The sequence below is a fragment of the Streptomyces sp. NPDC100445 genome (assembly GCF_044759735.1).
Lineage (GTDB): Bacteria > Actinomycetota > Actinomycetes > Streptomycetales > Streptomycetaceae > Streptomyces.
The window spans coordinates 491519-517329 of the sequence record NZ_JBIVZV010000001.1; the positions used below are offsets into that span (position 1 = coordinate 491519).

Annotated in this window: 18 protein-coding genes; 8 read left to right on the plus strand and 10 right to left on the minus strand. The window is 72.6% G+C overall.

Going from position 1 to position 25811, the window contains the following annotated elements; translation table 11 throughout:
* The first annotated feature begins 235 nt into the window (after nucleotides 1-235).
* The 4 genes from ACIQVT_RS02195 to ACIQVT_RS02210 are packed head-to-tail and all read left to right on the plus strand — an operon-like array spanning nucleotide 236 to nucleotide 9264.
* Nucleotides 236-1456, plus strand: a complete 1221-nt coding sequence (locus tag ACIQVT_RS02195; protein ID WP_403746035.1) for an aspartate aminotransferase family protein — start codon at nucleotides 236-238, stop codon at nucleotides 1454-1456.
* Entirely contained in the window at nucleotides 1453-2943 is a 1491-nt protein-coding gene (locus tag ACIQVT_RS02200) for a class I adenylate-forming enzyme family protein (RefSeq protein ID WP_403746036.1), read from the plus strand. The genes ACIQVT_RS02195 and ACIQVT_RS02200 overlap by 4 nt, the downstream gene beginning before the upstream one ends.
* On the plus strand, nucleotides 2933-3994 hold the full coding sequence (locus tag ACIQVT_RS02205) for a ketoacyl-ACP synthase III family protein (RefSeq protein ID WP_403746038.1): 1062 nt from the start codon (nucleotides 2933-2935) through the stop codon (nucleotides 3992-3994). The genes ACIQVT_RS02200 and ACIQVT_RS02205 overlap by 11 nt, the downstream gene beginning before the upstream one ends.
* Complete coding sequence (locus tag ACIQVT_RS02210) at nucleotides 3991-9264, plus strand: type I polyketide synthase (RefSeq protein ID WP_403746040.1); 5274 nt, start codon at nucleotides 3991-3993, stop codon at nucleotides 9262-9264. The genes ACIQVT_RS02205 and ACIQVT_RS02210 overlap by 4 nt, the downstream gene beginning before the upstream one ends.
* A 79-nt stretch (nucleotides 9265-9343) precedes the next feature.
* Here the strand turns inward: ACIQVT_RS02210 and ACIQVT_RS02215 are convergent, their stop codons facing one another.
* The gene (locus ACIQVT_RS02215) at nucleotides 9344-9907 is read right to left on the minus strand and encodes a 4'-phosphopantetheinyl transferase superfamily protein (protein WP_403746042.1); all 564 of its coding nucleotides are present in this window, start codon (nucleotides 9905-9907) and stop codon (nucleotides 9344-9346) included.
* Nucleotides 9908-10022: 115 nt separating this feature from the next.
* Between ACIQVT_RS02215 and ACIQVT_RS02220 the strand changes: the two genes are divergently transcribed.
* Nucleotides 10023-10787 carry an alpha/beta fold hydrolase gene (locus ACIQVT_RS02220; RefSeq protein ID WP_403746044.1) on the plus strand — a complete coding sequence of 255 codons (765 nt, stop codon included), beginning with the start codon at nucleotides 10023-10025 and terminating at the stop codon, nucleotides 10785-10787.
* A 31-nt stretch (nucleotides 10788-10818) separates the two neighbouring features.
* Here the strand turns inward: ACIQVT_RS02220 and ACIQVT_RS02225 are convergent, their stop codons facing one another.
* The 7 genes from ACIQVT_RS02225 to ACIQVT_RS02255 form a co-directional block, all read right to left on the minus strand.
* Nucleotides 10819-11784, minus strand: coding sequence for a Gfo/Idh/MocA family oxidoreductase (locus ACIQVT_RS02225; RefSeq protein ID WP_403746046.1), 966 nt, complete (start codon nucleotides 11782-11784; stop codon nucleotides 10819-10821).
* Nucleotides 11785-11787: 3 nt separating this feature from the next.
* Nucleotides 11788-13524: a B12-binding domain-containing radical SAM protein gene (locus tag ACIQVT_RS02230; protein WP_403746048.1), complete on the minus strand. Its 1737-nt coding sequence runs from the start codon at nucleotides 13522-13524 to the stop codon at nucleotides 11788-11790.
* 49 nt (nucleotides 13525-13573) lie between these two features.
* Nucleotides 13574-15301: a B12-binding domain-containing radical SAM protein gene (locus ACIQVT_RS02235; protein ID WP_403746051.1), complete on the minus strand. Its 1728-nt coding sequence runs from the start codon at nucleotides 15299-15301 to the stop codon at nucleotides 13574-13576.
* The gene (locus ACIQVT_RS02240; protein ID WP_403746054.1) at nucleotides 15294-17525 is read right to left on the minus strand and encodes a beta-ketoacyl synthase N-terminal-like domain-containing protein; all 2232 of its coding nucleotides are present in this window, start codon (nucleotides 17523-17525) and stop codon (nucleotides 15294-15296) included. The genes ACIQVT_RS02235 and ACIQVT_RS02240 overlap by 8 nt, the downstream gene beginning before the upstream one ends.
* Nucleotides 17522-18478: a glycosyltransferase family 2 protein gene (locus ACIQVT_RS02245; RefSeq protein ID WP_403746057.1), complete on the minus strand. Its 957-nt coding sequence runs from the start codon at nucleotides 18476-18478 to the stop codon at nucleotides 17522-17524. Before ACIQVT_RS02245 ends, ACIQVT_RS02240 begins: the two co-directional genes overlap by 4 nt.
* 5 nt (nucleotides 18479-18483) lie before the next feature.
* Nucleotides 18484-18711, minus strand: a complete 228-nt coding sequence (locus tag ACIQVT_RS02250; protein WP_403746062.1) for an acyl carrier protein — start codon at nucleotides 18709-18711, stop codon at nucleotides 18484-18486.
* Nucleotides 18712-18790: 79 nt separating this feature from the next.
* Nucleotides 18791-20692, minus strand: coding sequence for a KedN5 family methylcobalamin-dependent radical SAM C-methyltransferase (locus tag ACIQVT_RS02255; protein ID WP_403746064.1), 1902 nt, complete (start codon nucleotides 20690-20692; stop codon nucleotides 18791-18793).
* Nucleotides 20693-21179: 487 nt separating this feature from the next.
* On the opposite strand from ACIQVT_RS02255, the gene ACIQVT_RS02260 reads away from it, so the two are divergent.
* Genes ACIQVT_RS02260 through ACIQVT_RS02270 form a run of 3 tightly spaced genes read left to right on the plus strand, consistent with a single transcriptional unit; the run spans nucleotide 21180 to nucleotide 23415 of the window.
* Nucleotides 21180-22199 (plus strand): PIG-L deacetylase family protein, encoded by a 1020-nt coding sequence (locus ACIQVT_RS02260; protein ID WP_403746067.1) that lies wholly within the window; start codon nucleotides 21180-21182, stop codon nucleotides 22197-22199.
* Nucleotides 22200-22255: 56 nt separating this feature from the next.
* Nucleotides 22256-22888, plus strand: a complete 633-nt coding sequence (locus ACIQVT_RS02265) for a transcriptional regulator (RefSeq protein ID WP_403746070.1) — start codon at nucleotides 22256-22258, stop codon at nucleotides 22886-22888.
* Entirely contained in the window at nucleotides 22888-23415 is a 528-nt protein-coding gene (locus tag ACIQVT_RS02270) for a hypothetical protein (protein WP_403746072.1), read from the plus strand. Before ACIQVT_RS02265 ends, ACIQVT_RS02270 begins: the two co-directional genes overlap by 1 nt.
* Here ACIQVT_RS02270 and ACIQVT_RS02275 read toward each other — a convergent pair whose 3' ends face one another.
* Nucleotides 23416-24495: a methyltransferase gene (locus tag ACIQVT_RS02275; protein WP_403746075.1), complete on the minus strand. Its 1080-nt coding sequence runs from the start codon at nucleotides 24493-24495 to the stop codon at nucleotides 23416-23418. It lies immediately after the preceding gene.
* Nucleotides 24496-24554: 59 nt separating this feature from the next.
* Complete coding sequence (locus ACIQVT_RS02280) at nucleotides 24555-25703, minus strand: radical SAM protein (protein WP_403746077.1); 1149 nt, start codon at nucleotides 25701-25703, stop codon at nucleotides 24555-24557.
* Nucleotides 25704-25811: the final 108 nt, after the last annotated feature.

Consider the following 25811-nt stretch of genomic DNA (forward strand, 5'->3'; position numbering starts at 1 on the left):
ATCCTGCCACCCGGGACGGGCCCGTCACCCCCGTATTCCGGCCATTCCGGCAATCACCGTTGTTGGCCGCGAAAGTGCTGGGGCATTCTGTGATGCCGGATCAGACCGACGACGCCGGAGGTATTCAGTGGGCCCCAGGGACGCAGAACGTCGGACGAATGCTGATTGTCTGGAAAGCATCAAGGAGGTCGTCGCCGGCGGTGTCAGCAGCAGTATGCGGGCAGCGGCCGTCCCCGTGCCACTCGTCGTGCGGCGTGCCGACGGATGCCTGCTCCGGGATGTCGAGGACAACGAGCTCGTGGACTTCAACATGGGCTATGGACCCCACCTCTTCGGTTACGCCGACCGCGATGTGGCCGACGCGGTGGCCGACCAGTTCACCAGGGGCCATATGACCGGTCTGCCGCACGAGCTGGACGCGGCGGCCGGATCGCTGATCGCCGAACTGGTGCCGGGCGTCGAGCAGGTCAGGTTCGCCAATTCCGGTACGGAGGCGGTCGCTTCCGTGCTGCGGCTCGCCCGTGCCACCACGGGGCGTTCGCTGGTGGTCACCTTCGACGGGCACTACCACGGATGGAGCGAGACCGTTCTGCGGGCGGGCAGCAAGACCACGTTCCAGGTGAAGGGCGCCCGGCCGACCGATGTCGTCCCCGGGGCGCCGGGCATGATCCCCGGGGCGCTCGCCCACACCGCGCAGCTGCCGTGGAACGACGCCGAAGCCGTCAAGGAGCTGTTCGCGCGTGACGGCGGCCGGGTCGCGGCCGTCATCCTGGAGCCGGTGCTGACCAACGCCGGCGTGATCCCTCCCTTACCGGGCTTCCTGGAGCTGCTGCGCGACCTCACCGCCCGCAGCGGCGCGATGCTGGTCTTCGACGAGGTGATCACCGGTTTCCGGGTCGCCCGCGGGGGCGCGCAGGAGCTGTACGGCGTCGAGCCCGACCTCACGGTCCTGTCCAAGGTCATGGGCGGCGGGTTCCCGGTCGCCGCCTTCGGCGGACGCAGGGACGCGATGCGGATGCTCGCCACGAACGAGGCGTACCACGCCGGCGTATACGCCGGGAACCACGCGGCCCTCCGCGCGGTCGTCACCATGCTGACCAAGATCCGCGCACGGCCCGGTCTCTACGACGAGCTGGAGGGCGTCGGCGCCGGCGCGGAGAACGCCCTGCGCGAGATCTTCGCCGCGGAGAAGCGGCCCGTGCACATCAACCGGGTCGGCACCCTGATGTGCGTCTCCCTGCTCAAGAAGCCGCTGGAGAGGTCCGACACGCTGCGCGACCTCACCGAGGCCATCGACTTCCCCCGGCACCGCCGGTTCCAGGTCCTGGCCCAGCGGGAGGGCGTCTACTTCCACCCCAACGCGCTGGAACCGTGGTTCCTGTCCACCGCGCACACCGGGGAGGTCCTCGACAAGGCGGCTGGGGCACTGCGGCGCGGGCTGACCGAACTCGGATGACCGGCGCGCGCGCGAAGCTGCTCTCCCTGCTTCTCGAGCAGGGTGCCCGCTTTGGGGACACGCCGCTGGTCACCGACGCTTCGGGGACCATCACCGCCGGCCGGCTGGCCGAACTCGTGGAAGCCAAGGCCCGTGCCTTCGGTGAGGCGGGCGTCGGGCCGGGTGCCCTCGTGGGTACCGTCGCCCGGCCCGCGGCCGAGTTCGTCAGCGACGTGTTCGCGGTCATCGCCACCGGGGCGGCCGCCGTTCCGCTCTCGCGCCGGACGACACCGTGGGAGCTGCGGCGGCTCGGCGACCACTGCGCACTCGACTTCCTCGCGGCCCCGCGCGAGGCGCCGCAGGCCCTGCCGGTGACGGTCGCGGACCTGGGCGCGCGGACGCTGAGCGGGGCCCGGGAATCCGGCGGGCGGACGGCGCGGCACCGGGTCTTCGACGAGGCGGCGACGGCGCAGATCACGTCGGGGACCACCGGGTACCCCCGGGTCGCGCTGCGCTCCGCCGCCGCCCTGCTGGCCGAGGCGGAGGGCTACCGTACGGCCCTGGGGCTGAGGCCGGAGAGCCGGCTGCTGTGTCCGGTACCCCTCCAGCACGCGTACGGCTTCGGGCTGTGCGCCGTCGCCGCGACCCTGGCGGGTGCGCCCGTCCGCTATACGGCGCCCGACAGGCCGCGCCTGCTGCTGCGTGAACTCGCCGCCGGCGACGTGACGCTCTTCGTCGGCGTGCCGCCCATGCTGCGGCTGCTCGCCAAAGCCGCCCGCGGCCGGCCGGACGCCGGCCGTGCGGTCGGTTTCCTCTCCGCCGGCATGGCGCTGGACGCGCACACCTGCGAACTGGTCGCGACCCGGCTGGGCGGACACGTCGGCCAGGTCTACGGGACGACGGAGACCGGGCCGATCTGCGTGAGCGCGCCCGTCCCGTGGCGGCCGGGCGCCGCCGGGCCCGGCGCGCCCCTGCCCGGTGTGGAGGTCCGGCTCTCCCCGGTCCCGGAGGCCGCCGGGAGTTCCCGCGCGTCGACGGGAGCACGCGTGACGGGGCTGGTGACCGTCACCTCGCCGTCGATGATGCTCGGTTACGCCGACGGGGAGGGCGTCGACGCGAGGTCGTTGCGGGACGGTTTCACCACGGGCGACCTGGCCCGGTGGGAGGGGCCGGAGCTCGTGCTCGCCGGGCGCCTGTCCACCAGCATCAACGTCGCGGGCGCCAAGGTCAGCCCCGAGGAGATCGAGGCCGTCCTGCTGGCCTTCCCGGACGTCGCCTCGTGTCTGGTGTCCGGGGTGGACGATCCGGTCCTCGGACAGCGGATCAGCGCCACGGTGACACCCGCCACGGTCGACCTGGACAAGCTGGAGCGCTTCTGCCGGGAGCGGTTGTCGCCCTCTCACGTCCCCCATGTCTTCGCCTCCGTGGCGGAACTGCCGACCACCGAGACCGGGAAGGTCATCAGGCCCCGGACCGGTCAGTTAAGGAACCGTGACAGTGAGAACTGACAGCATCTTCCTGGCAGGGACCGGGGCCCACGTCCCGCCCAGGGTCAGCGTGGAGGAGGCGGTCCGGCGCGGCGCGTACGACAGGGAGCGGATGGACGCCTGCGGGTGGCGGAACATCGCCGTGGCCGACGGTACGTCGGCGCCGGACATGGCGGTGGCGGCCGTCCGGCAGGCGGTGGACCGCTCGGGTCTCGGCCCGGACGACATCGACATCCTCGTCCACTCCTGCGCCTACCACCAGGGTCCCGACGGCTGGTCGGCGCCGCACTACATCCTGCGTGCCACCCTCGGTTCCCCGATCCCGGCGCTGACGGTGGAGCAGGGGTGCAACGCGTTCCTCGCCGCCCTGGAGATGGCCGCCCAGTACCTGCTGTGCGCGCCGTCCCGCAACGGCGCCGTGGTGAGCAGCGCGGACAACTTCGGCGCCCCCTCGGTCGACCGGTGGTACGCCCACCGGGACGCGGTGCTCGCCGACGCGGGCACCGCGGTCGTCCTGTCGAAGCGGTCCGGCTGGGCCGCACTGCGTTCCGTGGAGTCGGTGTCGCTCCCCCGGTTCGAGATCCTGAACCGCGGGCACGAGCCGATCTTCCCCCCGGCGGTCACCACCGGACGGAAGCTCGACATGAACGAGCACCTGGAGGCGATGGTCGAGGAGTTGGGCCCGCAGGCGGCCCAGATCGGCCAGGAGTACGCCGCGAGCGGTGCGAAGCTGGTCGAACAGGTGACGGGCGAGGCGGGCATCACCGTGGCGGACCTGTCGCGGGTGCTCCATCTCGGGGCGGGCACCACCGACTTCCTCGACAGCCACCTGCGTCCGATGGGCCTGGACGCGTCGCTGGGTGACGTGGAGTTCTTCCGCGACGTGGGTCACGCGGGCGCCGCCGACGTCGGGCTCCAGCTCAACCACCTCGTCGAGGGCGGCCGGATGAGCGCCGGCGACCACCTGCTGCTGCTGAGCGCCGGACCCGGGCTGATGATCACCGCGGCGGTGGTGACGGTGCTGGAACCCCCGGGCCGGCTCGGCGCGGGCACCGAGGGGAGCCGGGCGTGACGAGTGCGGGAGCCGCGCGGGAGGAGGCGGCCGCCGGGCACGAGGAGCCTGTCGCCGTGGTCGGGCTGAGCTGCCGGTATCCCGGCGGCGCCGATTCCCCGGACGCCTTCTGGGAGCTGCTCGTCCAGGGCCGGGACGGCACCGGCGACGGAGCGGAGCGCTGGGCGCCGTACGCGGACGTGGGACAGGAGCACGCGGCCGTCGTACGGAACACCACGAGCCGGGGCGGTTTTCTCGCCGACATCGCCGGATTCGACGCGGAGTTCTTCGGTGTCTCGCCGCGCGAGGCGGAGCTGATGGACCCGCAGCAACGGCTGCTGCTGGAGCTGGCGTGGGAGGCCCTGGAGCACGCGGGGATCCCGCCCCTCGGTCTGGGCGGCAGTGACTGCGGCGTGTTCGTGGGCGTCGGTTCGGACGACTACGGGCGCCGGCTGCTGGAGGACCTGCCCGGGATCGAGGCCTGGACCGGCATCGGTGCGGCGCTGTGCGCCACCGCCAACCGCATCTCCCACAGCCTGGACCTGCGCGGCCCCAGCCTCGCCGTGGACACCGCGTGCTCGGCCTCCCTGGTCGGTGTCCACCTGGCCCGCCGGAGCCTGCTCTGCGGGGAGTCCGACGTGGCGCTGGCCGCGGGGGTGAACCTGATGGTCGCGCCGGGCCTGTCGGTGACCCTGGACCGCGCGGGCGCCACCTCGCCGGACGGCCGCAGCAAGCCGTTCGACGCGGCGGCGGACGGTTACGGCCGGGGGGAGGGAGCGGGCGTACTCGTCCTCAAGCGCCTGTCGGACGCCGAGCGGGCCGGGGACCGCGTCCTGGCGGTGATCCGCGGCAGCGGTGTGAGCCAGGACGGGCGCACCGCCGGCATCATGGCGCCCGACGGTGACGCACAGGCGGACCTGCTGCGCGGGACGTACGCGCGGTGCGGCATCGCCCCCGGCACCGTCGACTACGTGGAGGCCCACGGCACCGGGACCGTCGCGGGCGATCCGCTGGAGGCGGGCGCGCTGGCCGCGGTCGTCGGCGCGGGCCGGCCGGCGGGCAGCCCCTGCCTCATCGGTTCCGTCAAGGGCAACATCGGGCACCTGGAGGCCGGCTCGGGGATCGCCGGGATGATCAAGACGATCCTCGCCCTGGTGCACGAGGAGATCCCGCCCAGCGCGCACTTCTCCACCCCCAACCCGCTTATCCCGTGGGAGGGTTCAGGGCTCCGGGTGACGCGGGAACTCACCCCGTGGCCCCGTGGCGGCCGTCCCCGCCGGGCGGGTGTCTCCAGCTTCGGCTACGGCGGCACCATCGCCCACGTCGTCCTGGAGGAGGCGCCGGCCCGGCCCGGGCCGGCCGCCGTGTCCGGGGACGACCCGGGGCTGCCGCGCCTGTTCCCGCTCTCCGGCCGGTCCGGGACGGCACTCCGGGAGGACGCGGCCCGGCTCGCCGACTGGCTGGACGGACCGGGAGCGGGCGTCGCGCTCGGCTCGCTCGCGCGGGACCTGTGGGCCCGGCGCAGCCACCTGGACCGCCGTGTCGCCGTCGTCGCCGCCGACCACGCCGAGCTGGGGAGCCGGCTGCGGCGTTTCGCCACGGGTGACACGGCACCCGGTGTCGCCGAGGGCGCGGTGGCGGGTGACGGCGCGGACCGCGTGGTGTGGGTCTTCTCCGGGACCGGCGCCCAGTGGAAGGGCATGGGCCGTGAACTGCTCGCCGCGGACCCCGTCTTCGCCGGGGTGATCGACCGGATCGGGCCGGTCTTCGCCGAGGAGATGGGCGCGACGGCCCGGGGGATGATCGAGGACGGGGACGTCACCTCGGTGGACGTCGCCCAAGTGATGATCTACGCGGTCCAGGTGGGCCTGGCCGCCGTATGGCAGTCGCTCGGGGTGCGGCCCGCGGCCGTCGTCGGCCACTCGATGGGGGAGATCGCGGCCGCCGTGACGGCCGGGGTCCTGTCGCTGGAGGACGGGGCGCGGCTGGTGTGCCGCCGCAGTGTCCTGCTGCGGCGGGTGGCCGGTGCGGGCGGCATGCTGATGATCGGCCTGCCCGCCGCGGAGGCCGCCGCCCGGCTGGGCGCCGCCGGCACCGTGGCGCCGGCGGTGCTCGCCTCCCCCACGCAGACCGTGGTGGCCGGCGCGGCGGCGGAGATCGACGCCCTCGCCCGGGAACTGGCGGGCGACCCGGACCTGGTCGTGCGCCGGGTCGACAGTGACGTGGCCTTCCACAGCCCGCAGATGGAGCCCCTGATGCGGGAGCTCGCCGAGGCCGCGGCCGGGCTCACCGTCGGCGCCCCGCGGATCCCCCTGTACGGCACCGCGCTGGACGACCCACGCGACGCGGCTGCCCGCGACGGCGCCTACTGGGCGGCCAATCTGCGCAACCCGGTACGGCTGTCCGGGGCGGTGGCCGCGGCGGCCGAGGACGGGTTCAGGACCTTCCTGGAGGTGTCGGCCCACCCGGTGGTCCGGCACTCCGTGCAGGAGACGCTGGACGCGGTCGGGGCCGACGGGCACTGTGCCGCCGCGTCCCTGCGCCGCGACACCGGGGAGCGGGAGCAACTGCTGGAAAACGCGGGGACGCTGTACTGCCACGGCGTGGCCCTCGACCGGCCCCCGGGCCCGGACACGGAGCCCCTGTCGCTCCCGGCGCGGAGCTGGCGGCGCCGCCGCTACTGGCGCGACCTGCCGGTGCGCAGGGCCGACCGCGGACGGCACGACACATCGAGCCGCACCCTGCTGGGGCCGCGTACCACCCTGGCGGGGACCACCCCGCTCGACCTCTGGCGCACCCGTGTCGACATGGGGTCGCGACCGTACCCGGGCAGCCACTCCCTCCACGGCGTGGAGATCGTCCCGGCGGCGGTCGTCCTCCAGACGTTCCTGGAGGCCGCCGGGCGGGACGAGCGGCCGTGCGGCCTCACCGACGTGTCGTTCGAGCTGCCGCTGACCCTGACCACGGCCCGGGACGTCGACGTGATCGCGCAGGACGGCGTGGTCCGTCTGCTGTCCAGGACCACCGGTCCGGACGGTCCCGGCGCGGACGACCCGGGCCCGGGTGACGCGGGCGCGGACGGGCAGCCGTGGCTGACCCACGCGATGGCCTCCGGGTCCGACGATCCCGTGCCGCCCCCCGTCCCGCCCAGCGACACCGGACCGGGGACGTGGCTCCCTGCGGACCGGATCGTCACGGCCCTCGCCTCCGTCGGCGTGCCGGGGACGGCCTTCCCGTGGCGGGTGGAGCGGCTGGAGCGCTTAGGGGAGGGGCTGCGCGCGGACGTCGTCGCGGGCGACGAACCGGCGTCCCGGGCCACCTGGGCGCCGCTGTTCGACGCCGCGCTGTCCATGGCGGCCGTCGCCTTCCCCGGACCCGCCGCCCTGCGGGTGGTGGCCGGCGTCGGGCGGGTGTGGACCACCGGCGAACCACCGTCGCGCGCCCGCCTCGTCGCACGCGTCGAAGGCCCGGTCACCGACGCCGGCGCGACGGTGAGCGTGTGTGTCACGGCGGAGGACGGACGGACCGTGGCCGTGCTGGCCGGGGTGCGGTACGCGGGCGCGGAGACCGGGGCACGGCCGGGCGCGCCCGGGGAGCTGCTGTTCCGCACGGACTGGGTGCCGCTGTCGCTCGACGGCTCCGGCGCCCCCCGGCCACTGGTGCTGGTCGGCGCGGCCGGGGAACTGCCGACGGCACTGCGGGCCACGGCCGACGGCCTGGGCGTCCCCTGCCTGGTGACGGAGGACCCGGACGGCCTCGAAGCCCTGCGCGGTGAGTTGTCCGGACCCGTGGACGTGATCCTGCTGCCGTTGCCGGACCGGCCGGAGCGGGAGGCCGGCGAGCGCGCCGTGCGGGAGGCGTGGCTGCTCGCTCGTACGGCGCGGCGGCTCGGCCCGTGGCCGCCGGGTACGGCGAGGCTCTGGTCGGTGACCCGCGGGGTCCGCGAGGCGGACCGTCTCGACGCCGTGGCCCAGGCGGCCCGGTGGGGTCTGGGCCGGGTCGTCGCGGGCGAACACCCCGAGCTGTGGGGCGGGACGCTCGACCTCGGCCGGCGGCCCACGCGGGCCGACCTCGTCACCGCGCTCGGTGTCATCGCCGGCGACCCCGGGGAGGACGTCGTCGCGGTCCGCGACGGCGGGGCCCGGGCGAACCGGCTGGTGCGCAACGGCGCGGGCGCGGACCACACCCCGCTGCGGTGCCGGCAGGACGGCACCTACCTCGTCACGGGCGGCCTGGGCAGCCTGGGTGGCGAGGTCGCCCGGTGGCTGGTGGAGCGGGGAGCACGCCGTCTCGTGCTGGCCGGACGCGGTGGCCTGCCGCCCCGGTCGCGGTGGGACGCGGTCACCGACGAGGTCCTGGCGCGCCGCGTCGGCACCGTCCGCGGGCTCGAAGCTCTCGGCGCGACGGTACGGGTGGTGTCCGTCGACCTCTCCGACGCGGAGGCGGCGACTGCCGTCCTGGACCCGGACGCCCTGGGCATGCCGCCGATCCGTGGGGTCGTCCACGCCGCCGGTGTGCTGGAGGACCAGCTCGTCGACCGGCTGGACCTGGCCGCCCTGACGGCGGTCATGCGGCCGAAGGCCGGCGGCGCCCTCACCCTGCATCGCCTCTTCCCGCCGGGATCCCTCGACTTCCTGGTCCACTTCTCCTCGTGCGGGCAGTACCTGGGCCTCACCGGCCAGGCCGCCTACGCGTCCGCCAACGCGTTCCTCGACGCCATGGCCGCCCACGACCACACGCTCGGTGCCGTCGGCAGCATGAGTCTGGCGTGGACGTCGTGGCGGGGCACGGGCATGGCGGCCAACGCGGCGGTGGACGCCGAGCTGGCGGCGCACGGGGTCGGTGACATCACGGCGCCCGAGGCCTTCGGCGCCTGGGACCACGCCGGGGGGACCGGCGCCGCCTCCCTCGCGGTGCTGCGTACCGTGCCCCTCCCGGACGGCGCGCGCCGGACGGGTCTGCTGCGCGACCTCGCCGAGGACGGACCGACGGTGTCGGCGCGGGAGGAGACGGCCGGGACCCGGGATCTCGGCGAGCTGTCCGAGGAGGCGCTCCGGGCCCTGCTGCACGAGCGGACGGTCTCCGTCGTCGTCAGCGAGATGAAGCTGGACCGGGCGCAGCTCGACCCGGACCGGTCGCTGCTGAAGGCGGGGATGGACTCGGTGATGGCGATCGTCATCCGGCGCCGGCTGGAACGCGTGCTGGAGCGCAAGCTCCCGGCCAATCTGGTCTGGCACCAGCAGACGGTCACGGCCATCGTGGACTATCTCGTGGCGAGCACCCGCTCCTGAGCCACCGCAGGACCTCGTGGCAGGGACGGGGCCCGGCCGGGCGGCCCGGTTCCCGCCGCGTCCCACGTCCGGGCCGGGCTCAGGCGTGCGCCTGTTCCGGCCGCAGGAGTACGGCCACCGCCCAGGCCCCGTCGCCGTCCGCCCGCACCCGGACCCAGGCGCGTTCGTCGCCGGCCCGGGCCAGCAAGTCGCCGGTGCCGGGCGCGGGCCGTTCCAGCCGGACGCGCCAGAACGTCCGCACCACCCGTTCCCCGCACGCCGAGAACGCCTTGAACGCGGCCTCCTTGGCGACGAAGAGCGCCCTCAGCGTGGGTCCGTCGGCGGGTGTCCAGAGATGCTCGCGTTCCTCCTCCCGCAACAGGATGCGGTGGAGGTGCTCCCCCACGGTGTCCGTCTCCAGGTCGACGCCGATGCCCCGCGCCTCCTCGGCCGGGCACACGGCGGCGACGGCGAGCCGCCGGGTGTGGGCGATGGAGCCGACGAACCCCGCCGGAAACACCGGCGCCCCGTCAAAACGCCGGCCCACCTCCACGCTCGTACCCCCGGCCCGTCGCAGCGCGCCCGCCGCCGCGGCACGCCCGGCCTTGTGCTGCTCGTGCGGGCCGTGGGGGGCGCTGACGTCGGCGGTGGCGAGGTGGATCACCCGTACGAGGGTATCCGCTGCCGTACGGGCCCGGCCGGGGATCCGCGCGGCGCCCCCGAGGACGGCGCGACAGGCCCTCTGTATACCGGGGCCGACGGCGGATAGCATCGCCCGCGTGCTGCGTGACGCGGACCAGACGTCGGGTCAGGGTGCGGCGGACGAGACGCCGTTGGTGCTGGACTGCCGGGTCACCGGCGATCCGGCGGGCGGACCGGTGGTCCTGCTGCACGCGCTGGGAGACACCGGACGGAGCTGGGACCGGCTCGTCGCCGCGCTGGCGCCCCGGGGACACCGGTCGTTCGTGCCGGACCTCCGCGGGCACGGGCGGAGCCCCAGGGCCGACGCGTACACCTTCGAGTCGATGTACCGGGACGTGATGCACCTGCTGGACCGGCACCGGCTGGACCGTGTCGACCTGGTGGGGCATTCCATGGGCGGTCATCTCGCCTGGCTCGTCGCCCAGCGCCATCCCTCCAGGGTCCGCAGGCTGGTGGTCGAGGACACCCCGCCGCCCCCGCGCGACACTGCGGCCGAGGCGGAGCTGCGGGCGCGCTCGACCGACGACCCGGCACCCGTCATCTCCCTGTACCGGGAGTTCCGCGAGCTGCGCAGGGCGGGCGGGCTGGACAGCGCCGCGGTGCGCCCGGTCATCGACGGTCTGAGGCGGGCGGACCCCGGGTGGTGGCGGCGGCTCGGGGAGGTCACCGCCGAGACGCTGGTGATCAGCGGGGGGCTGTCCAGCCCCGTGCCCCGGTCCTTGCTGGCCGAGGTCGCCGGGGCGGTGCCGCGGGGGCGGCTGCTGGCCATCGACGCGGGCCACTACGTGCATCGCACGGAATCCGAGCGGTTCTGCGCCGAAGTGACCCGCTTCCTCGCCTGACCAGTGGGCCCGCGTCCTCGGACGATGCCCGTCACCCGCCCTGTCGGAGGGGACCGTTCGCCTCCCTGGCGTGCTCGTATGCCGACTCCACGACGAGCTGGACCTCCAGGGCGTCCCGGGCGCTCACCTTCCCGTGCGGGGCGGTGGCGCCGGTCAGGAGGTCGAAACAGGCCGAGATGGCGGCGAGTTCAGGGTGCTGTCCGGCCGCCTCGACCGTGCCGTCCGCCAGGCGCAGCTCGTTGCGGCGCAGGTCCAGGACGTGGTCACCGGCCGCGGTGGTGACGGTGACCGACGTCTCCAGTCTGCGTGCGGCCCGGTCGATCCGCAGCGTCGCCGGCACGCCCCGGAACGACAGCTCCAGCCGGACCCGCTCCTCGACGCCCGGCGCGTCCACCTCGCACGCCACGACCTCCGGTGGCCCGAAGACCGTCATGAGCAGGTCGATGGCGTGCGGCCCCAGGTCCAGGAGCGCGCCGCCGCCGGCCCGCCGCGCGTCGCCGTACCAGGGGGTGCAGGCCCGCCACACCCTGTTGCCGGGAGTGGCGATGGTGAAGTCGACGCGCCGCGCGCCGGTCCGTGCCGCGCCGGCGAACGCCTCCAGCAGCGGGTGGAAGCGGAAGGGCATGTTGACTGCCAGCAGTTTCTCGGCCGCCGGATGGGCGGCCATCCGGCGCGCCTCCGCCACCGTGGCGGCGAGGGGCTTCTCGCAGAGCACCGCGATGCCGGCGTCCAGGGCCGCCAGGACCGGCTCCGCGTGCGCGTCGTTGGGCGTGCAGACGCTGATCACGTCCGGCCGTGCCTCCTGGACCAGCCGGTCGACGCGGGTGCCGGTCCACACCCGCGGACGGTCCGCCACCAGCGCGCGGGCCCGCTCGACGTCGGTGTCCACCACACCCACCAGCTCCATGGCGTCGCGGGCGTCGGCGCAGGGCAGGTGGTAGCGCTGGAACACCCTTCCGCAGCCCACGGCCGCGAACCGGATCCTCTCGCCGGCCATCGGTCAGCCCCTCACCTGGGCGAGGGCGTGCTCGCCGCACGCCCTGGCGGTCTCGACGACGAAGTCCGGGAAGGCGTGGCCGAGGTGTTCGCGGTCGTAGGCGGAGATCATGGCGCGCAGTTCGGTCTCCAGCCGGTCGGCGAGTCCGGGCGGGTTCTCGTCCGCGAGCAGCAGCCCCGCGTTGAGGAAGGCGACGAGCAGTCCGGCGAGCCCCTGGTCCCAGCGGCGCAGCCGGCCCAGCAGGGGGCGCAGGGACTCGGCGCCGGTGCCGCGCCGGGCACGGACGGCGTCCGCGATGCTCTGCGCCAGGAACGGGACCTCGTTCTCCTTGCGGTCGTTGATCTCCGAGGAGACCCGGCTCCAGGCCGTCCACAGGTGTTCCACGCGCTCGTCCTCGACGCGGTAGTCGCGGCGGGCGTGGCGCAGCACCTCCGAGGCGGCGCCCTCCACCCCGGGGATGTCGGGCTCCTCGTAGCGGGTGGCCTTCTCGTAGATCTCGGTGCCGCGCAGTGCGATGGCCCGGTTGATCAGGAAGAACGGGTTCTCGCTCTCGTGCACCCGGGCGGCCACGATGAACTTGAGATTCTCCCACAGTTCGTCGACGGTCGTACCCGGTTCGATCATGATCCAGCCGGGTTCGAGTTCGATGCCCTCCTGCTTGAACATGCGGGCGGCGTCGAAGTTGTACTCGACGGTGGTGCCCTTGCGGAACCGCTTCATCATGCCGGGCGACCCGGTCTCCATGCCGAGTAGCGCCAGGTCCATGCCGGCCCTGCGCAGGGTGCGCAGCGCCTCCCGGTCGATGAGTCCGGTGTCGACGCGGAACTCGCAGTGGAAGGAGATGTCGAGGCCGCGGCGGAGGATCTCCTCGGCGAATCCGACGGCGTGGTGGTAGCCGTCCTGGAAGGCGCCGCCGAAGTTGTCGTCGTTGAACCAGAGGAACCGGGTGCCGAACTCCCGCTGGAGGTACTCGATCTCGTCGACCGCGTCCTCCACCGGCCGTACGCGCCAGTACCCGTCCACCACTCCGGGCTGCCGGGGCGCGTAGCAGAAGGTGCACTTGGCGTGGCAGCCGCGGCTGGTGTACGTCGACGCGCGCGGCGTGGGGATGCCGTTGTCGCGGTGGTGGACGAGCAGGTCCCGGGCGGGCCACGGCTCCTGGGCGAGGTCGGGCAGCTTGGGTACGCCGCTGCTGCGGACGCGGCCGTCCTGCCAGAACCACAGTCCGGGCACACCGTGCCAGTCGCGGCCCGCGGCGAGGCACTCCATGAGGCCCTCGACGGTGAGTTCGCCCTCCCCGAAGGCCACGCAGTCCGCCTCCGGGATCCGCTCGGCTATCAGCTTGGCGTTGTACGTGCAGAACGCCCCGCCGATCGCGACGAACACCGAGGGATCGGCCTCGCGGACGCAGCGCAGCAACCGGACCGCGTCGATGATGTGCAGGTCGTACATGATGCTGATGCCGACGAACCGCGGCCGCTCCCGCCGGATCAGGTCGACGATCGCCTCGTCGCTGGGGTTGCGCCCGTGCAGGTTCAGCGCCCGCACCGAATACCCGCAGGACCTCAGGTGGCCGGCGATGCAGGCCACGCCCAGGTTCTCCCGGACGCGCTTGTAGAACAGGCGCATCGCCGGGTCGAGGGACAGGTACTCCTCGTCGTTGATCAGGACGTTCTGGTTGTTCAGGCTCGCGGCGCCGGTGGGGATCTCCCGAGGGGTCAGCAGGACCACATCCGCCATGTCCGGTCTCCTTTCTCGTCCTTGCGTGCGCGTCCCGGCACCGGCCGGATCAGCCGGCCATCGCCTGTTCTCCGCACAGCCTCTTGGTCTCTTCGACGAACACCGGATAGGGCCGGCCCAGGACGCCGCTGTCGTAGGCGTCGACCAGCGTGCGCAGTTCCGCCTCCAGCCGCTCGGCGAGCCGGGGCGGGTTCTCGTCCGCGAGCAGCAGCCCGACGTTGAGGAAGGCGACCAGCAGGTCCGGCAGGCCCTCGACCCAGCCGCGCAGCCGGCTCAGCAGTGGGCGCAGGCCCTGCTCGCCGCGGGACCTGCGCACCCGGGTCGCGTCCACGATCAGCTGGGCGACGAAGGGCAGCTCTTCCTTGTGGTCGGCGACCTCCGCGCTGACCTTGCTCCAGGCCGCCCACACGTCCTCGACCCGCTGGTCGGGGATCCGGTACTCCCGGCGGGCCTCCAGCAGGACGTCCCTGGCCGGTCCCTCGACGTCGGGGAGTTCGGGGGGCTCGGGGTCGGAGATCTTGTCGTACATCTCCGTGCCGCGCAGGGCGATGGCGCGGCTGATGAAGGAGAACGGGTTCTCGCTCGTGGCGATGCCGGCGGCCACGATGAACTGGAGGTTCTCCCAGAGTTCGTCGAGGGTCGTACCCGGTTCGACCATGATCCAGCCGGGTTCGAGTTCGATGCCCTCCTGCCGGAAGATGCGGGCGGCGTCGAAGTTGTACTCCACCATGGTTCCCTTGCGGAACCGCTTGGCCATTCCCGGGGCCCCGGTCTCCATGCCGAGCAGCGCGGAGGCCATTCCCGCCCGGCGCAGGGTGCGCAGCGCCTCCCGGTCGATGAGTCCGGTGTCGACGCGGAACTCACTGTGGAAGGAGATGTCCAGGTTCCGGCGGAGGATCTCCTCGGCGAAACCGACGGCGTGCTGGTAGCCCTCCTGGAAGGCGCCGCCGAAGTTGTCGTCGTTGAACCAGAGGAACCGGGTCCCGAACTCCCGCTGGAGGAACTCGATCTCGTCCACGACGTCGACCGGCGAGCGGACCCGCCAGGCTTCGCCGGCCACGACACCGGGGGCTCGGGGCACGTAGCAGAAGGTGCACTTGGCGTGGCAGCCGCGGCTGGTGTACGTCGATGCCACGGGCGTCGGGATGCCGTTGTCACGGTGGTGGACGAGCAGGTCCCGGGCGGGCCACGGCTCCTTGGTGAGGTCGGGGAGTTTCGGCGGGCCGCTGCTGCGGACGCGGCCGTCGCGCCAGAACCACAGTCCGGGCACGCCGCGCCAGTCCCGGCCCGCGGCCAGGCACTCCATGACGCCCTCGACGGTGAGTTCGCCCTCGCCGAAGGCCACGCAGTCCGCCTCCGGGATCCGCTCGGCTATCAGCTTGGCGTTGTACGTGCAGAACGCCCCGCCGATCGCGACGAACACCGAGGGATCCGCTTTGCGGACGCAGCGCAGCAACCGGACCGCGTCGATGATGTGCAGGTCGTACATGATGCTGATACCGACGAACCGCGGCCGCTCCCGCCGGATCAGATCGGTGATCGCCTCGTCGCTGGGGTTGCGCCCGTGCAGGTTCAGCGCCCGCACCGAATACCCGCAGGACCTCAGGTGACCGGCGATGCAGGCCACACCCAGGTTCTCCCGGACCTTCTCGTAGAACAGGCGCATCGCCGGGTCCAGGCGGAGGTACTCGTCATCGTTGATCAGGACGTTCTGATTGTTGACACTGGAGAATCCGGTGAGGATCTCCCGTGGTGTCATCAGCACCGCGTCAGCCATCCCTACTCCACTCCATGCGCCCGGCCGCGCCCCTCGTGAGGAGGAACGCGGCGTTGTTGCCGCCGAACCCGAAGTTGTCGACCATCACGGAACGAATCCCGGCACAGGGCTCCGGATCGCGCAGCACCCGCACGTGCCGCGCGTCCATGGGCTCGCGCAGTCCGGGTGTGCCCGGGAGCACCTCGTGGCGCAGGGCCCGGACCGCCGCCACGACACCGGGGAACACCGAGGCGTGCAGCAGATGACCGGCCGCCCCCTTGTACGAACTGACCGGGACGTCCCGCCAACCGTGTTCGGCGCCGATCCGGTCCAGGGCCAGCAGTTCGGCCTCGTCGCCCTGCCGGGTGCCGGGGGCGTGGCCGTGGACGTAGTCGACGGTGGTGAGCCCGGCCATGGCCAGCGCCTCCCGCATGCATGCGGCGCCGATGTGCGCGTTCAGCCGGCTGATGCCCTGACCCGCCACCCGGCAGGAGATCCCGCTGAGCGTCGCCAGGGGGACGTGTCCGCGGGCCGCGGCGTGCTCGGCGGTCTCCAGCACGATCACCCCGGCGCCTTCCCCGACGGTGACGCCGGAGCGGTCCTCGTCGAACGGGCGGGCGGCGGTCGTACTCGTCGCGCGCAACGTGTCGAGGCAGGCGTAGTCGTACGCGTTGAGGGCCGACACCCCGGTGACGACCGCCGTGTCGGCCAGCCCGCACAACAGCCACTCGCGCGCCATGGCGAGTCCGAAGGCCCCGGACGCGCAGGCGTGTGCCATCAGCACCGCGTTCCGCGGGGCGACACCGGAGCCGTCCCCGTCCCAGTCGGGCTCCAGCGCTATCTCGTCGATCCGGGGCGCGTCATCGACCCGCGGGAGGTGCGGGACCACCCCGGCGTACACCAGCAGGGCCCGGTCCGGCAGCTCGGTGAGTCCGGCCTCCCGCAGTGCCTCGGAGCGTGCCCGGTCGACCAGCGCGCGGCGCGTCGGCTGTCCGGTCCCCGCCTCCACGTCCGTCTGGCACACGGTGGTGCCGCGGAACCGGGACGCGTCGAACCGGGTCAGCTCGCCCAGACCCCGTCCGCCGGCCAGCAGGCTCTCCCAGAACACGGTCCCACCGTCCCCGAAGGCGGTGACCAGACCGGTGCCGGAGAGCACCACCGACGACCCCGCCGACCGCCGTGGGCGTCGCGTGGCCGTCCGTCCGGGGCCGTCGGGGCCGTCGGCGGGCGCGGGACGGGCCTCGCCGACGGCGGGCACGGGACGGGCCTCGCCGACGGCGGGCACGGGACGGGCCTCGCCGACGGCGGGCACGGGACGGGCCTCGCCGACGGCGGATGCGCGGCGAGCGCCGCCGCTATCAGGCACGGGGCGGGCTCCGCCGTCGGGCACGGGCCCGGCTTCACCGCCGGCGGGCGCGGGACGGGCTCCGCCGTCGGATGCGGGCCCGGCTTCACCGCCGGCGGGCGCGGGGCGGGCTCCGCCGTCGGGCACGGGCCCGGCTTCACCGCCGGCGGGCGCGGGACGGGCTCCGCCGGCGGGCACGGGCCCGGCTTCACCGCCGGCGGGCGCGGGACGGGCTCCGCCGTCGGGCACGGGCCCGGCTTCACCGCCGGCGAGCACGGGACGGGCCTCGCCGTCGGATGCGGGCCGGGCGGCGCCGTCGGCGGGCGCGGGACGGGCGCCGCCGCCATCGGGCGCGGGACGGGCGCCGACGGCGGTCACGGGGCGGGCGGCGGCGGTCACCGGGGCGGCCGCGATCCGGTAGCCGTCGCCGTGCGGGTCGCGCACCAGCTCGCACACCACCATCGCCTCGTGCAGCCCCGCACCGATCGTGCCCCATGCCCAGCGCACCGCCTGCAAGGTGGCCGCACGCGGGCTGATCAGCACATATCCCGGACCGTCCCAGCCACCGGCCGCCGCCAGTTCCTGGAGCAGCTGCGCCGGTTCCGGGGTCATGGCCTCGGACGGCCGCAGCCTGCGGCCCCCCGCCTCCGCCTCCACGCACCGGCTGACGTACCGGGTGGTGGCCGTGACGCAGTAGTCCGTGGCCGCCAGCACCACGGGGACGGCGGTCCGCAGGGCGGCGGGCAGGTGACCCAGCGCCGTGGACAGTACGTCGACGAAGGCGGCACCCAGGGTCTCGCCCGCCGCGCGGACGGACAGGTCCCGCCGGGAGCGCAGGCCGTCCAGCATCCGGGGGGCGGTACCGCCCACGATCACCGTGGCTGCCTGCGGGGTCGTCATGACACCGCCGTGCCGGGTGCCACGGCGTCGTCCACCCGGGCCAGCCGCCTGGCCAGTTCACCGAGGGGGAGCCGGCCGGCGAGGAAGGTGCCCACGTCCGCGAGGCGCGGGTCGCCGTGCCGGTCGGCGACCCGGTGCCAGAACCTGGGCAGGAGGTCGCCGGTGTCCCGACGCGCCGTCGGCAGGTGGTAGGCGATCGCGTCGAGGAGTTCGAACCGGGTGCCCGAGCCGGCGAGCCGCAACCCGAGTTCGAGGTCCTCGCCGCCCCACAGCTCCCCGTAGTGCTCGTCGAAGCCGCCGATCCGTTCGAACACCGTGCGCCGGACGCTGGTGTTCGTCCCGACGCAGGTCAGCCAGCGCAGCCCGGCGTAGTCGGGTGACCGGGCCACCTCGCGGGCGGTTCTCTCGATGAACGACAGACGCGGCCCGAGGTGGCGGACGCGGGAACCGAGGCCGGCGACGCCGCCCGGGTCGATCCGCCGCCCGCGGACGCCGGTCAGGGCCGTCTGAAGCGGCCGGGGATCTGGCGTCAGCGCGAACGCGGACAGGTCGGTGATGCCGCCGTGCACCACGGCGGCACCGGCGCCGCCGTGGGCCGCGAGGTGCGCCTCCAGCAGTCCCGCCGTGGCCAGCGTGTCGTCGTCGAGGAAGAGCAGGACCTCCCCGCGGGCCAGTCCTGCCCCGGTGTTGCGCGCGCACGCCACACCACGCCCGCCCGTAACGGCCGACCGGATGGGCAGTCCGGTCGGTCCGGCCGACAGCACCTGCGCCACGGCACCGCGCTCGGGCGCGTCGTCGACCAGGATGACCTCGAACCGCTCACGGTCCAGGGTCTGGTGCGCCAGGGCCGTCAGCGTGAGCAGCAGGCGTGTGGTCCGGTCCCGGGTCGGCACGACCACACTGACCGACACCTCGCCGGCCGCTCCACCCGGCCGCGCGGCCGTGGGCTTCATGGCCGTCACGTCAGGGAGCGGCTCTCGCCGGCCCTCTGCTCGATGATGTAGGTGGCGAGGCCCTCGATGGAGAAGAGCGTCTCCTCCGTCAGGTCCTCGTCCTCGAAGACGACATCGAACTTCTCCTCGAGGATCAGCAGGTACTCCAGGGCGTCCAGGGAGCTGAATCCGTACTGCTGCACGAGGCTTGCGTCACCCTCCTCGGGAGCCGGCCGGTGCTCGCTCTTGGTCATGCCCGCTGCGATCTCGTGGAGCTCCCGTATGAGTCCGGCGCGGTCCATCGTCTCTCGTCTCCCGTTGTCAGGGTCTCGGTCAGACCTTCGTGAACTGTTCGTCGAGCTGCTGCTCGGTCAGGCCGCGGAAGCGGTCCATGCGGAAGTAGTGCTGGAGGTCGCCGCCGAACTCGACGCGGTAGTAGAAGTCCTCGGTATGGCGCTCCGGTTCCGTGCTCACCGTCTCCCCGCGCCGCAGCGCGGCGATCAGCCGGGGCACGGGGTGGGTGAACTCCGCGTCGCCGCGCAGGTACCAGCGCTCCCCGTACTTCGTGACGACCGGGAGGTCCTCCTCGGGGCCCGAACCGTCGGGCAGCGGGCGGACGGGCTGGCACAGCAGGTCGTACCGGAACACCTCGTCGAGGAGCGGCAGCAGGTGTGCGGGCACGTCGGGGCGCATGGCCTCCTGCCACCACTGCCGCAGCAGCCGTTTGGTGAGCAGCCGCCAGACGTTGGGGTCGACGAGTTCGCTGGCGGAACCGGCCGGCTTGGCGACCGCGTGCAGCTGTCGCGCCTCGGGGTCGCCGCTCTCCTCGATCCAGTCGGAGAAGCTGAGGATGACCCGTGACTGGGGGATGCCGGCGAGCTCGCGCAGGGCGACCCAGATGTTGTGCAGCAACAGGCTCCGGGCCAGTACCCGGTTCCAGCAGATGAAACGGAGCATGCGCTCGTTGTCCGCGAGGGTCATGGTCCGGTGGGCGAGCACGTAGTCGAAATCATCCTGCTCACCGCGCACGGTCACCAGTCCGTGCTGCTCCCGCTTGTCGTGGTACTCGGTGTTCGGGAGCAGCATCAGCGGATGCACGGCAATGAACGGCGTATGTCGTGCCGCCCGGTCGTAACCGTCCAGGAACGAGGCGATCGTCTCGCCCGGCGCTCCCCAGATCAGTTCGAGATACGGTGTGATGCCGTGTTCCGTGAGCCAGGCGACGAGGCTTTCCCAGTCGTTCAGCTTCATGTTCCGGCGGCGCATGAGATCCAGCACGGAATCGTCCATCGTCTGAAGAGCGAGGATGAACGCGCTGTGCATCCCGGACTGCTTCATCTTGTCCATGATGCGGTAGAAGCCGGGAGACTTGTTCTTCGCCCAGGAGGTCTCGAGTCTCCTCGGGAAACCGTAGGTGCTGCGCACCCGGAGCAGATCGTCGAGGAATTCCTCGTCCTGACGCAGGAGTCCGAAATTTGAATCGGCGAGCATGAGGATCTCCGCGCCGTGCCGACCGAGCACCTCGAGTTCCGCCCGCAGCCGCTCTCGGGAGAACGCCCGCATCTTCTGTCCGGTAGCACCTCCCCAATAACAGAAGGCGCACTTGTACGGGCACCCGCGGTTCGTCTCCATGAGCGCGTAGTCGTAGAGGAAACGGCCCTTTTCGTCGACGAGGGGCACCGCTCCGGTCAGGATGGGCGAGGGCAGGATCTCGAGATCCTCGATGCGTTCGCGCTCGGGGGTCGTCACCAGGTTCCCGTCGGCCTCCCGGAAGGAGACGCCGCTGATCTCGTGGAGCGCGGTGCGGCGGGCGCCGTCGAGGTAGCCGTTCATCAGGTCCCGGAAGACCAGCTCACCTTCCCCGTTCACCACGACGTCGACCTGCGGGAACATCCGGAAGACCCGCTCGGCCTGGTGGGCGACGTGGTTGCCGCCGAAGATGACCCAGCCCTGCGGGTTGGTCTGCTTGAACGTCTCGGCGAGGACCCCGAAGGCGCGGTAGTTCCAGCCGAGGACGGAGAAGCAGAGGATGTCGGGACACCCGTCCCGCACGAGATCCCGGGCCATGGCGTTCAGGGCCGCGTCGCCCGGATAGTTCCGGATGGAGATGTCCATGCGCCGCCGAATGCGTTCATCTGCGTCGGCGTAGGCCTTCAGGTAGCCGATGGCCAGCGGCATGGAGGCCGCGGAATTCCCCCAGACTCCTTGCTGAACAAGCAGTACGCGAGTCTCCATTCACTGCCTCGTCCTCTAATCGCTCCGGCAGGCCAAATCGCAACTTTGAGGCTACAGGAGAAGATCTCCCACGCAATGGTGCGGTCGCGACCGAGCCGCCGGCATGGCCAATTCGCTGCGTTCGGCGACTGTTCAACCATGCCGGCGTACTGGTGGAGGTCACCGTCCTGGTCCGGGCGGGGCGCTCAGCGCAGGGCGGCTGACGTGCGAATTCGACCGAGGCCGCGCGGCGCGTTACCGGCGGCCGGTACGGACCGGTGGATGCCGCCGGAAGCAGCCTCCCGGACGGAATGAATGACCGGAAACCCATCCGCCTCTCGGTGAAGGTCGGCGAAGAAAGATCAGAACAGCCCCGGCGGCATATTTTCGGCCACCCGTCCCTCATTTTCTGCCGGTCTGGAACCTGCTCTGTGCGCGTGTGGTGCCGCTGGGTATGCTCCGGCGATATCACGTCTGTCATTCGTCACCGCTCGGGCTCGGGAGTTACATGACAGAGATTCCTGACACATGGTGCCCGACAGTCCTGCCGCATGTGGAGACGGTCGACGGCCGGCTCCGCTTCATGGGGCGCCGGCTCGATGTGCCCGGCCCGCTGCCGGACCGTGACGCCGATCTGCTGCTCCGCTGCGACGGCGGCCGGCCCCTCGCCGGCTTCACCGCGGCGGACCGGGAGACCATCGGCCGCTGGCGGCGGCTCGGACTGCTGCTCATGGCGCCACCCCCGCGCACCCCCGGCCGCGCGACCGCAGCACCGCCCCTGATCGTGTCCCCGCACCCGGACGACGCCGCCCTGGCCCTCGGCGGCACGGTGGCCCGGCAGGGAGGCCGGTTCCTCGACGTCTTCAGCGTCGAGACCTGGACCAAGGACCCGTACTACGGCCGGCACCCGGCGACGACCCGGCGCCTGCTGCTGGCCGAGGAAGCGGTCGCCGCCCGCGTGCTGGGCGCCCGGGCGGAGCTGCTGGGATTCGTCGACGCCGCCGACCGCGCCCTCAGACGGGACGGCTTCTTCACCGACCCGGCCTGGTCCGACGGTTTCGCACGGGAGGAGCCGGAGCTCTTCGACGCCGTCACCGAACGGCTGTCCGCCCTGCTGGACGGCGCCGGCCCCGTCTACGTGCCGCTGGGCGTCGGCGGTCACGTCGACCACCTCGCCTGCCGGGAAGCGGTACTGCGACTGGTGCGTGACGGCGGCCTCGACGGTGCCCGGCTCGCCTTCTACGAGGACCAGCCCTACTCCCTGTTCGCCTCCGCGCAGGAGACCGCCGAGCGGCTCGGCAAGCGCCTGGCCGACGCCGGACTCGGTGAACTGCGCCCGCTGCTGCGGCCCGTGGACGAGACGGCGGCGCTCACCAAGTACGAGGCGCTGGGCGCCTACCGCATCCAGGTGCGCCAGGGCATCGTCCGGCGCATCCGCCGGCACGACACGCGTCTGGCGCAGGGGGCGCCGGACGCTGTCTCCCCGGCGGCCCCGGCCGCCGAACGCGTCTGGCTGATGCGCAGCTGACCGTCTCCCCCACCCGACCGGCCACCGCGGCCCCGCCGCATCCTGAAGGGTTTCCCATGTACGCACTGGCTCAGTCCCTGATACCGGCGGACCTGGCGGTCCTCACGGAGGCATGCGCCGAGGTGGGTCTGCCCCTGCACGTGACGGACCCCGAAGCGGGCCACGCCCCGCCGGCCGGCGCGCTGCTGGTCTCCTTCCACCGGGTCGCCGCCACCCGGCCGGGCGACCCGTCCGCGGCGGAGCTGAGGCGCGCGGGCGGCTACCCCGTCGCCGTACTGGACGCCGTCTCCGCCACCGAGGTCCTGGCCGCGGTCTCCCGCGGCTTCAGCTTCACCCTGGCCAGCCCCTTGCGGCGGCCGCGGCTCGTGGAGACCCTCAGCTACCTCAAGAACGTCACGCCGCCCGAGAACACCCAGGTGCTCACCCTCGGCAACGGTGCGCTCAGTTCCCCCGCGAAGTCGCTGCCCGTGACCGACGCCGAGGCCGGACTTCTGCGCCTGCTGTCCGACCGGTCGGGCCAGATCGTCTCCCGTGAGGAACTCACCGAGGCCGCGGGCGGGGAGGACGTGAACAAGGTGACGTCGGTCCTGAAGCAGAAATTTTTGGACATCCAGTCCGGGGCGAAGCTCCTCAAGGTCCCTCACCTGGGCTTCCGTCTGGTCGGGACCGTCCGCGAGGCCGCGAACTGATGCGCGCCGTGGTGATCACCGGCGCTCCGGGCGTGGGCAAGACCAGGCTGGGCCACCAGTTGGTGACCCGGTACAGCGTCCCGGCCGCCGCGATGGACTGCGACCCGATCGTCCATCCGTGGAACGGCGGCGAGGAGGTGTACGACCTGATGGCCGCGACCGTGCGCGCCGCCCTGCCGGTCTACCGGGAGTGGGGGGCGCGCGTCGTGGTCGTCACCGGGGTGGTCCTCGTCGGCCGTGTCTACGAACGCTTCCAGAAGGTGTTCGAGGAGTTCGGCGCGCAGGCGGTCCACTACGGGCTGCGGGCCGACGAGGAGGCACTGGCCGCCCGGATCGCGAACGACGCGGGCGGCCGGCTCTTCGTCGAGGGCCGGCTGGCCGAGCGCCACCTCGACGCGGAGGTGCCCGACGTGCCCGGCGTCCGGCTGGTCGACACCACGCGGCTGACCCTCGTCGAGGCGACCGACGCGGTCGCGGCCCTGGAGCGCGCCGAGCTGGGGCCGGACTGGCTCGGCGCGCCCGGATGATCACCGGAAGCGGCCGACCTCCAGACCCCCGCCGCCGAGTCGCACGGAGAGGACGAATCCGTAGTAATGCGTGGCACCGATCCGGGTGACGTACTCCCGGACCTCGTCGCCCAGCGGGCCGGTGAGCTGCTGCCGCTCGTCGCGGGGTGCGAAGGCCGGCCAGCGCGGCGGCGTCGAGGGCCGCAACAGCAGCCGCCCGGAGACCTTCAGGCCCCGCAGCGCGGCCTGAAGGTCCTGGACGAAGAACGGCCCCCGCTCGTCCCCGTAGGCCGCCGCCTGGAGCAGTGCCTCGCCGTCCTCGGTGAGCAGCCGGGGGACCTGGCGCAGGAGTTCCCAGAAGAACTCCAGGCCGTCCAGTCCGGCCTCACCGGCCAGCCAGCCGAGCGAGCCCCGGCGCAGCGGGAGGCAGGGCGGGTTGGAGACGACGAGATCGAACCGGGAGTCCAGGGAGAGGGACATGATGTCGCCCTCGGTGGCGGTCAGCCGGTCCCCCAGCCCGTTGACATGGGCGTTGAACGTCGCGGCCGCCGTACATTCCCGGTTGACGTCGACCGACAGCACCTCGGCGCCGTTCCTGGCCGCCGACAGTCCGAGGATGCCGGTGCCGCACCCGAGGTCCAGGGCCGAGCGCGCGTCGCGGCGCGCCGCGACGAGGCGGGAGAGCGTCATCGAGTCGGTGCCGATCCAGGGGGCGTACGATCCGGTGTCACGTCCGGCCGCCCGCCAGGCGGCCAGCAGCGACATGCCGTCCCCGCGGACCAGGCAGTAGTCGGCCGACACCTTTCCCGACTCCTCGGTGAGCACCCGGGCGCGGAGCAGGAGGTCGAGCAGCGGACCGGGGACCTCCGAGCGGACGTCGGACTCCGCCACCCGTTCCCCGAGGACGAACAGGGAGGAGAGGACGGACTCGGCGGCCATGGTGGTGGAGATCGCCGACAGGGTCTCGGCGTTCCGCCACGGTGCCAGTTCACCGAGCCAGTCCCCGGCGAGCGTGAGCAGGTCGTGCTGCGGAAGCGTGAGCAGCCTCCGCAGCCCGGCGGCCGCGAAGTCGTCGCCGGACATCCCATCCACGGAAATCATCGCTCTCCTCAAAGCCTCGGTACGCTTCGGATCTTGCGGCAATCCGCCGCCCGCGGGGATCAGTGGGCGGGCGGTTCCGCGGCCGGCTCGAACATCGGCGTGAACGCCGACTTCAGCTCCCGCAGCCGTTCCAGCGCGCGGGGTCCGGCGTACGGGGCGCAGCGCGCGATCTCCTCCTCGGAGATGCCGCCGAACAGGTAGAGATTGACCACGTCGATGGGTCCGGTGCAGCTCTTGCAATACGGAAAGCGGGGCCGGGACTGCATGAACATGTCGTAGTGCTGGTGTTTTCCGAACTGTTCGTGGATCAGTTCGGGACTCTCCTTTATGTTGCCCATGGGCTTGAGCCAGGCGTAAGGGCAGCAGGAGACGTCTCCCTGGCCGAAGAGCTGGACCATGGTGGCCGTCGCGTAACACCTCAGGGTGCGGACACCGGTGCTCAGTTGATTTCCTATGTGTTCCACGAAGGCGCGCGGCGGAAGGACGGCGGACAGTTCGTCGTAGCGTTCCAGGAGTGGCGCGAAATGGTCGCCGAGGGGCGGCGCGTGGGTGGTCCTGGTCTCTCCGCGCACGGGGAAGAAGTAGAGCATCACGCCACTGCCGTACCGTTCGAGCAGGAACTCGGCGAAGTCCGCCTGACTGCCGGCGTTCAGGTCGCTGAGCACCGACTGGATCTCGATGGGGATACCCAGTTCCACCGCGTGGTCCAGGTGGCGCATGATGACGTCGAAGAGCTTGTGCTGCTTCGGCGGCAGCCGGTGGCCGTTCAGTTCCAGCGTATGGCCGTCCAGGGACAGGCACAGCTGCACGTTGCCCAGGGCGGCGAGGGCTTGGAGCCGGTGCGGCGTCAGGAAGGCGCCATTGGTGATGACCTGCACGACCTCGTACTTCTCGCTGCACTCCGCGACGAACTCGGTGGAGCCCTTCAGCCAGAAGAACTCGCCGCCGCTGAGGCGCATGATGGGGCTGTCCACCTGACGGTGGTAGGCGTCGAGGATCTCGTGCCAGTCCGCCCGGCGGTCGGTCGTCAGGCGCAGCCGTGCGTCCGGGACCTGCATGAGGAGGTTGAAGTCCTCGGTCAGGCAGTAGGAGCATCGCATCTGGCACAGCTGCTCCTCGATGACCATGTCATTCATGAGGAGCTTGAGACGGTCCTGACCGTCGCGATGTGCGAACATCGCCTCACGGAACTCACTTTTCAGGGCCATGCCTTATCACCGAACCCAGGGTCGTTTTCACGCATGACGCTCCGTTGACCGACGAGTCTAAGTTCACTCCGAACAGAGGGTCAATGTGCGCGGCCGGCACCCTTGCCT